Source organism: Novosphingobium rosa NBRC 15208 (assembly GCF_001598555.1).
Lineage (GTDB): Bacteria > Pseudomonadota > Alphaproteobacteria > Sphingomonadales > Sphingomonadaceae > Novosphingobium > Novosphingobium rosa.
The window spans coordinates 198,207-204,838 of the sequence record NZ_BCZE01000009.1 but is presented as its reverse complement, the minus strand read 5'-3'; the positions used below and the strand labels follow the sequence as shown (position 1 = coordinate 204,838).

Below are 6,632 nucleotides of genomic sequence, written 5' to 3'. Positions count from 1 at the left end.
TTGCCTTTCGGTGGAGTTATGCCGGAATCACCAGCTCGCGGCCGATGCGCGCTTCCACGCGCATGTATTTCCACAGCCGGTGCTCACCGACCTGAATGGTGCGGAACAGGTTGCAGGCGGCCACCACCGTGGCGCGGTCGGGCACATCGGCCAGGATGTAGAAGGTCCAGGGCCAGCCATTGGGCGAGGTGCCGACCATGGTCTCATCATCGTCCAGCGTGCCCAGCACGGTGACGCCGGGCAGATCGCGGATGCCCTTGAGCATCTCGCCGGTGGCGGTCCAGACCTTGCCGATCTCGGCGGCGGGCAGGTCGAAGAAGTTCTGGAGCACGGCCCCGCAGAAGAGAACGCGCAGCGGCTTGATTGTGTCGGTCATGGGAAAGCCTTTCGGTAAGAGCGGGATCAGGGGTAGCCGGCGGGGGCGTCGAGCCCGAGCAGGCTCTTGCCCGCGCTCTGCCAGGTGGCCTCGTTCAGGAAGGCGTGCTGGTTGACCACCAGCGCATCCTGCAACAGGCGCGAGAAGGGATGGTTGTTGAAGATGCCCGCCGTGCCGGCCTGCTCGAACATCAGCCTTGTCACATCCGCGCCGGTGCGTGCGGCCTGCGTGGCCGCCATGCGGATCAGCGTCACCTCTTCGCGGCTCGGCGTGTCACCGGCCAGAACCTTGGCATAGGCCTGCTCGGTCACATCATAGAACCAGGCGCGGGTGGCCTGCCATTCGCCCTCGCCCTTGGCCAGCGCGACCTGCACATTGGCGCGATCCGCCATCACCGGCGCGCCGGTGATCGAGGCGCGCTTGCCCGCCATCTGCGCCATCAGATCGAGCGCCGCGCGCGCCACACCCAGCCCGACCACCGCCAGCACCTGCGCAGCCAGCGCCATGGAAGGGTAGCGATAGGCGGGCAGATCTATGGTGGGCGGCGCGCCGCGCACGAAGGTCCATGCCTCGGGCACGAAGACATCCTCGACCACCAGATCATGGCTGCCGGTGCCGCGCAGCCCCATCACATCCCAATTGGGCGCAATGCGGACCTTGTCGGCAGGCATGACCGCCATGCGCGGCAGGCCCGAGGCAGCGGCCCCCTCGACCTTGATGCCCACGCCGATCAGCGAGGCGCCGGGCGATCCGCTGCCGAAGGGCCAGCGGCCCGAGACGCGATAGCCGCCATCGACCGCCACGGCGGGCTGGGGCGGGAAGATGGCCCCGGCGAACACCACATCGGGCCCATCGGCATAAAGGCTGGTCAGCGTGGCCTCGGGCAGCGAGGCCAGATACATATGCGAGACACCGAAGCTGGCCACCCAGCCCGCCGAGCCATCGCGAGCAGAGATCGCCTCGATCAGCCGCAGAAAATCGGCGGGGCTTTTCTCGTCGCCGCCAAAGCGGGCGGGCACCAGCGCGCGATAGACGCCCGCCGCCTTCATCGCTTCGACGGTCTCGGCGTCAATCTGCTGATCCTCGCCATAATGCGCCGCTCGGGCTGAAACCATGGTCAGCAAAGTGTCCAGGGCGTTATCCTGCGCCCTGCCGTGCAGTTGTGCCACAGCAGTCATACTCTCACCTCTCCGGTGTCGGGTTGTTGGTTCAACGCTTCGAAAATCTTGCTCGCCAGTGCCAGCAGGGCGGCATCGCCGCCCCGTCGACCGACCAATTGCACGCCGGCAGGCAGCCCCTGAACCGTGCGGATCGGCAGGGTGATCGCGGGATGGCCCGACAGGTTGAAAGGCCTCACCAGCCGCGTGAGCGGCACCACGGCGCGCGCGTCATGCGCTTCGGCCAGCGTGGGCGGAATGATTGGCAGGGTGGGCAACACCAGCGCGTCGGCCTGTTCGAGCAACCCGTCGATCTGGGCGATCAGGGCGCCGCGCAACTGTTCAGCCTCGGCAATGCCCTGAGCGGTCTGCTCCCCGCCCAGCTTCAGACGCGCCCTGACGTCCTCCCCCATGGCGGGGTGATCGGCATAGGGGCCCAGCGCCGCCCAGTTCTCGGCCCCCATGATGACGAGGCTGGCGCCGAAAGCCCCTTCAAGGGCGGGAAGCTCTCCATCCCTCAGCGTTACAGGCAGGCGCGCCAAGGCTGCGGAGAACGCCGCCTCCACCGCAAGATCGACCTTCGGTGACAGGCGCAGGAGACGGATGGGGCCCGGCGCATCGGCGCGGGCAAAGCCCGGCACCAGCGCCTGCATCGCCTGCTCGATGACATCCATGCTGCGCGCGAAAACGCCAGCGCAATCGAGAGAACTCTTGCCGGGATGCACCCCCCGGCGGCTGACCACGCCCAGCCCGGGCTTGAAACCGATCACGCCGCAGCAGGCTGCGGGCAGGCGCACCGATCCGCCCGTATCGGTGCCGATCGCCATATCGACCGTGCCCGAAGCGACCGCCGCGGCAGACCCGCTCGACGAGCCGCCCACGATCCGGTCCGGCCATTGCGGGTTGACGGGCGTGCCGCCCCACGGGTTCACGCCGGTGACGCCAAAGGCCAGCTCATGCATGGCCGCCTTGCCGACGATCCGCCATGCGCCCGATGCCAGCAGATTGTCGACCAGTTCCGCATGAGCGGCAGCGGGCGGCTGTTCTGCAAAGACCGCGCTGCCCTGTCGTGTTGGCAGGCCCGCGATATCGATGCAGTCCTTGACCGCAACGCGCAGCGCCCCCTCACCCAGATCGAAAGCGGCGATCAGGCCGGTTGTGGCGGTTTCTCTGGTGTGTCCCTCTTCCATGCAGAAGAGTTAGGCTGGTTAGTTGACTTTTCAAATATCGAGATGCGCAAAGACAGTACGCATTGCGCAAGGAACCGGCATGACCGTGGCGCCTGCCTCCCGCGCCACGCGTGGGAGGCTGCGATCAGTCGCTCAGCCGGGCGACAATGCGGGCCATCTGCTCGTTCACCGTTACGCGATCGGGCGGTGTGTCACCGGAAAAAGCCTTTTCGTAAATGCTGTGGGCCATGTGCCAGACGCGCTGGCGGGCATCCACCCCCGCCGATGTCAGGGTGACATCGGTGAAACGGCCATCCTCCTCGCGCGGGCGGGCCAGGACCAGCCCGTCGGCCTGCATGCGCTGGACGATCTTCAACATGGTGGGCAGTTTCACAATCGCCAGTTCGGCGATCTCGCCAATGCTGCGCGCCTGCCCCGGGCGCACGCACATCAGCACCCGGTAACGCGCCACATCCAGCCCTTCAGCCTTGAGCGAACGCTCCAACCGGCTGAGATAGAGGCCCGTGGCTCGGGTGAGCCAGTAAAAGGGCCATTCCTGGGTTTCGAACCCCAGCGGGTCCAGCTCATCCATCCTTGCATTCCTTGCTGGCGGCATCATCGCGCCACCGGCCTTACGGTGCGAACCGGGGCCGCAGCAAGCGCCTTGCGTCAGGCGAGGAACGCAAGCATGCTTTTCAGGAAAGCTTCGGGCTGCTCGACATTCGACAGATGCGCGGCATCGGCCAGTATCTCGATCCGGCCATGGCGCGCCCTTTCGGCCAGAAATTCGCTCGCGGCGACCGGCGTAGCGGGGTCTTGCGCGCCCGCAATCACCAGCGTGGGCAAGGTGTTGAGAAAGCTGGTCGGGCGCTGGTCCATATCGCGGATCGCGCCGCAGCATCCGGCATAGCCGACAGGGTCGGTCGCCAGCAGCATGGCATGGATGGGGGCCATGGCATCGGGCATGCGATCGGCGAAGCCGGGCGTAAACCAGCGGGCGATCGAAGCTTGCGCCAGAGGCGCCATGCCTTGCTCGCGCACGCTGTCGATGCGGCTCTGCCAATTGGCGGGCAGCCCCATATAGGCCGAGGTGTTCGCCAGAATAAGCTTCCCGATCCGCTCTGGCGCATGCACCGCCAGCCATTGCCCGACCATGCCGCCCAGCGACAGGCCACAGAAATCGGCTTTCGCGATGCCAAGCGCGTCGAGGAGATCGAGCGCATCGTGCCCCAACCGATCCATCGAATAGGCGCCAGCCGGAGCATCGGAACGCCCATGGCCGCGCTGATCGTAGCGCAGCACCCGGAACCTTACGGCCAGCCCGGAAATCTGGGGTTCCCACATCGCGTGATCGGTACCCAGCGAGTTGGACAGCAACAGCACCGGCGCATCCTGTGGCCCGTCCCAACGATAGGCGATGCGGCAACCGTCAAGGGTGGTGATGAAGTCCATGGGCTTGTCTTTCGGATGCGGGGCCGCCCGCCCGAGAGCGATGGCTCGGGCGGGCGGCGGAAGGAGGGAAGAGGCTCAGGCCGGTTCGGCGGCAAAGCGCTGGCGGGTGGAGAAGCCCTCATCCTCCTTCTCTTCCGCGCGCTGCAGCACGAAATCGAAGGCGATATGGGCGCTGTCACCCTGGCGGTTGGGCACGGGCAGCAGGCCTTCGCGGGTGCCAAAGGCGAAATCGTCGGCGGCAAAGGGATCGTCGCCGAAGTTGATCTGCGTGGTCAGCGTGCGATAGCCCGGCGCCTCGACGAAGAAATGGACATGAGCCGGGCGGTTGCCATGGCGGCCCAGCGCCTGCATCAGCACATCGGCGCTGCCGCCCGGCGGCACCGAATAGCCATTGGGCATCTTCGAACGGAAGGCATAGCGGCCCTCGTCACCAAGCTGGATGCGGCGGCGGTTGTTGAAGGGCGTCTGCTCGCGGGTCGGGTCGAAATGCGAGTACCAGCCCTGCGAATTGGCATGCCAGACATGGACGATGGCGTTCGGCACGGCTTCCCCGCCGGGGCCACGAATGGCGCCATGCATGTAGAGCGTGCCCGTGTCATCCGGATCGCTGGTCAGATCGACCTCGCCCGTGCCATCGACCAGCGGCGCGCCCGCCACATAGAGCGGCCCCTCGATGGTGCGCGGCGTGCCGCCCTCGCGACCGGCTTCGGCATCCTTGGCGTCCATATAGAGGTCGAGGAAATGCTCCAGCCCCACGCCCGGCGCGACAAGGCCCGCCTCATGACCGATCCCGGCGATGTAGCTGGCGGCGGCCCAGAACTCGTTCTCGGAAATGTCGTGGCGCACGATGACGCGCATCGTGGCCTCCAGCAGATCGCGCAGGATGGCTTTCAGGCGCGGATTGCCCTCGGCGCTGTCCTGCCCTGTGGCCTTGTCCAGCAGGACCTGAATGGCGGGGGTGTTGACGAAATCTTCGGTCATCTGTTCTCTCCCATTGTCTTTGTCGAAGCGCGCGGGCTTTCAGCTGTCATCGTCGCGGATCGAGGAAGGATGGCGGCACAAGGGCGTCACGCTCAGCGTCATGAAAGGATAGAGCGGCAGGCCCATCAGGATTTCGTGCAGGCGCTCATTGCTCGCCACATCGAAAATGCTGGTGTTGGCGTAGAGCCCCGCCTTGCGCCAGATATGGCGCCATTCGCCGCTCTGCTGCAGGCTGTGCGAATAGGCCTTTTCGGTGGCCTTGATCCGGTCGGCCTCGGCCATATCGAAGCCGACAGGAAACTGGACGGACATTTCGATCTGGAACAACATGAGGTCAGGCTCCCTGCAAGGCGTGGATGGTGGAGGTGCGGTCGCGGCGGAAATGCGCCACGCGGTCTTCGTCGAGCGCAATGCCCAGCCCCGGCCCTTGCGGCAGCTGCAGGGCGAAATCGCCATAGGCCAGCGGCTCGGCAAGAATGTCCTGCGTGAGCAGCAGCGGTCCGAACAGTTCGGTGCCCCAGGCCAGCGAGGGGAAGGTGGCAAAGGCATGGGCCGAGGCGATGGTGCCGATCGATCCTTCCAGCATCGTGCCGCCATAGAGGCCCACCCCAGCCGCCGCGCCGATTTCGGCCACGGCGCGCGCGGCATTGAGCCCGCCCGACTGCTCGATCTTCACCGCAAAGACATCGGCGGCGCCCGCGCGGGCGTAGTCCATGGCGCTGACAGGCCCGGTCAGCGCTTCATCGGCCATCACCGGCAGCAGGCCCAGCGCGACGAGCCGCGCCATGCCCTCACGGTTGTGGCGGGTGATCGGCTGCTCGACCAGATCGCAGCCGACATCGGCCAGCATCGCCATGCCGCGCCGCGCGATGGGCTCATCCCATGCCATATTGACGTCGACGCGCACGCTGGCCCTGTCGCCCAGCGCCGCCTTGATCGCGCCGACATGGGCGACATCGCGCTCCACCGCCCGCTTGCCGATCTTCAGCTTGAAGGTGTGATGGCGGCGTTGATCGATCATCGCCTCGGCCTCGGCGATATCGCGCGCGGTGTCGCCGCTGGCCAGGGTCCAGAGCACGGGCAGGCTCTCCGCCCGACGCCCGCCGAGCAACTCGCTGAGCGGCACGCCCAGCCGCTTGCCCTGCGCATCGAGCAGCGCCGTTTCGATGGCGCATTTGGCGAAATGATTGCCGACAACATGACGTTCCAGCAGCGCCATGGCCGCGGCCGGTCGGGTGGCATCCATCCCGGCCAGCAAAGGCGCAACATAAGTATCGATGGCCGTCTTGATGGTTTCGGGGCTTTCCGGGCCGTAGGCAAGACCGCCAATGGTGGTCGCCTCCCCCAGCCCTTCGATACCATCGGAGCAATGAAGACGCACCAGACACACCGTCTGGCGATGCATGGTGGCCATGGCCAGCACATGAGGCCGGATCGTGGGAAGATCGAGGAGAATCGTCTCGATCCTCAGAATTTCCGTCATCTTTGATATCCTCT

The 6,632-nt window shown here is 66.2% G+C and carries 8 protein-coding genes; all 8 read right to left on the bottom strand.

What is annotated here, in order from left to right:
- Positions 1–16: 16 nt before the first annotated feature.
- The gene (locus SR3_RS04495; RefSeq protein ID WP_068081308.1) at positions 17–376 is read right to left on the bottom strand and encodes a hypothetical protein; all 360 of its coding nucleotides are present in this window, start codon (positions 374–376) and stop codon (positions 17–19) included.
- Positions 377–402: 26 nt separating this feature from the next.
- Positions 403–1,554, bottom strand: coding sequence for an acyl-CoA dehydrogenase family protein (locus SR3_RS04490; RefSeq protein ID WP_068081305.1), 1,152 nt, complete (start codon positions 1,552–1,554; stop codon positions 403–405).
- Complete coding sequence (locus SR3_RS04485; RefSeq protein WP_068081302.1) at positions 1,551–2,723, bottom strand: amidase; 1,173 nt, start codon at positions 2,721–2,723, stop codon at positions 1,551–1,553. Before SR3_RS04485 ends, SR3_RS04490 begins: the two co-directional genes overlap by 4 nt.
- Before the next feature lie 124 nt (positions 2,724–2,847).
- Complete coding sequence (locus SR3_RS04480) at positions 2,848–3,294, bottom strand: MarR family winged helix-turn-helix transcriptional regulator (protein WP_068081299.1); 447 nt, start codon at positions 3,292–3,294, stop codon at positions 2,848–2,850.
- A gap of 77 nt (positions 3,295–3,371) precedes the next feature.
- Positions 3,372–4,154: a 3-oxoadipate enol-lactonase gene (gene pcaD, locus SR3_RS04475; protein WP_068081295.1), complete on the bottom strand. Its 783-nt coding sequence runs from the start codon at positions 4,152–4,154 to the stop codon at positions 3,372–3,374.
- Between the two features lie 75 nt (positions 4,155–4,229).
- Positions 4,230–5,135 (bottom strand): dioxygenase family protein, encoded by a 906-nt coding sequence (locus SR3_RS04470; protein ID WP_068081292.1) that lies wholly within the window; start codon positions 5,133–5,135, stop codon positions 4,230–4,232.
- A 39-nt stretch (positions 5,136–5,174) separates the two neighbouring features.
- Positions 5,175–5,465, bottom strand: a complete 291-nt coding sequence (locus SR3_RS04465) for a muconolactone Delta-isomerase (protein WP_068081289.1) — start codon at positions 5,463–5,465, stop codon at positions 5,175–5,177.
- A 4-nt stretch (positions 5,466–5,469) separates the two neighbouring features.
- A complete protein-coding gene (locus SR3_RS04460; RefSeq protein WP_068081286.1) occupies positions 5,470–6,618 on the bottom strand; it encodes a muconate cycloisomerase family protein in 1,149 nt (382 codons plus the stop codon).
- Between the last annotated feature and the right edge of the window lie 14 nt (positions 6,619–6,632).

Bases quoted from the DNA above. Each gene is read 5' to 3' on its own strand.
- SR3_RS04465 (WP_068081289.1), bottom strand. From the start codon at position 5,465: ATGTTGTTCCAGATCGAAATGTCCGTCCAGTTTCCTGTCGGCTTCGAT.
- pcaD (WP_068081295.1), bottom strand. From the start codon at position 4,154: ATGGACTTCATCACCACCCTTGACGGTTGCCGCATCGCCTATCGTTGG.
- SR3_RS04495 (WP_068081308.1), bottom strand. From the start codon at position 376: ATGACCGACACAATCAAGCCGCTGCGCGTTCTCTTCTGCGGGGCCGTG.
- SR3_RS04490 (WP_068081305.1), bottom strand. From the start codon at position 1,554: ATGACTGCTGTGGCACAACTGCACGGCAGGGCGCAGGATAACGCCCTG.
- SR3_RS04460 (WP_068081286.1), bottom strand. From the start codon at position 6,618: ATGACGGAAATTCTGAGGATCGAGACGATTCTCCTCGATCTTCCCACG.
- SR3_RS04485 (WP_068081302.1), bottom strand. From the start codon at position 2,723: ATGGAAGAGGGACACACCAGAGAAACCGCCACAACCGGCCTGATCGCC.
- SR3_RS04470 (WP_068081292.1), bottom strand. From the start codon at position 5,135: ATGACCGAAGATTTCGTCAACACCCCCGCCATTCAGGTCCTGCTGGAC.
- SR3_RS04480 (WP_068081299.1), bottom strand. From the start codon at position 3,294: ATGGATGAGCTGGACCCGCTGGGGTTCGAAACCCAGGAATGGCCCTTT.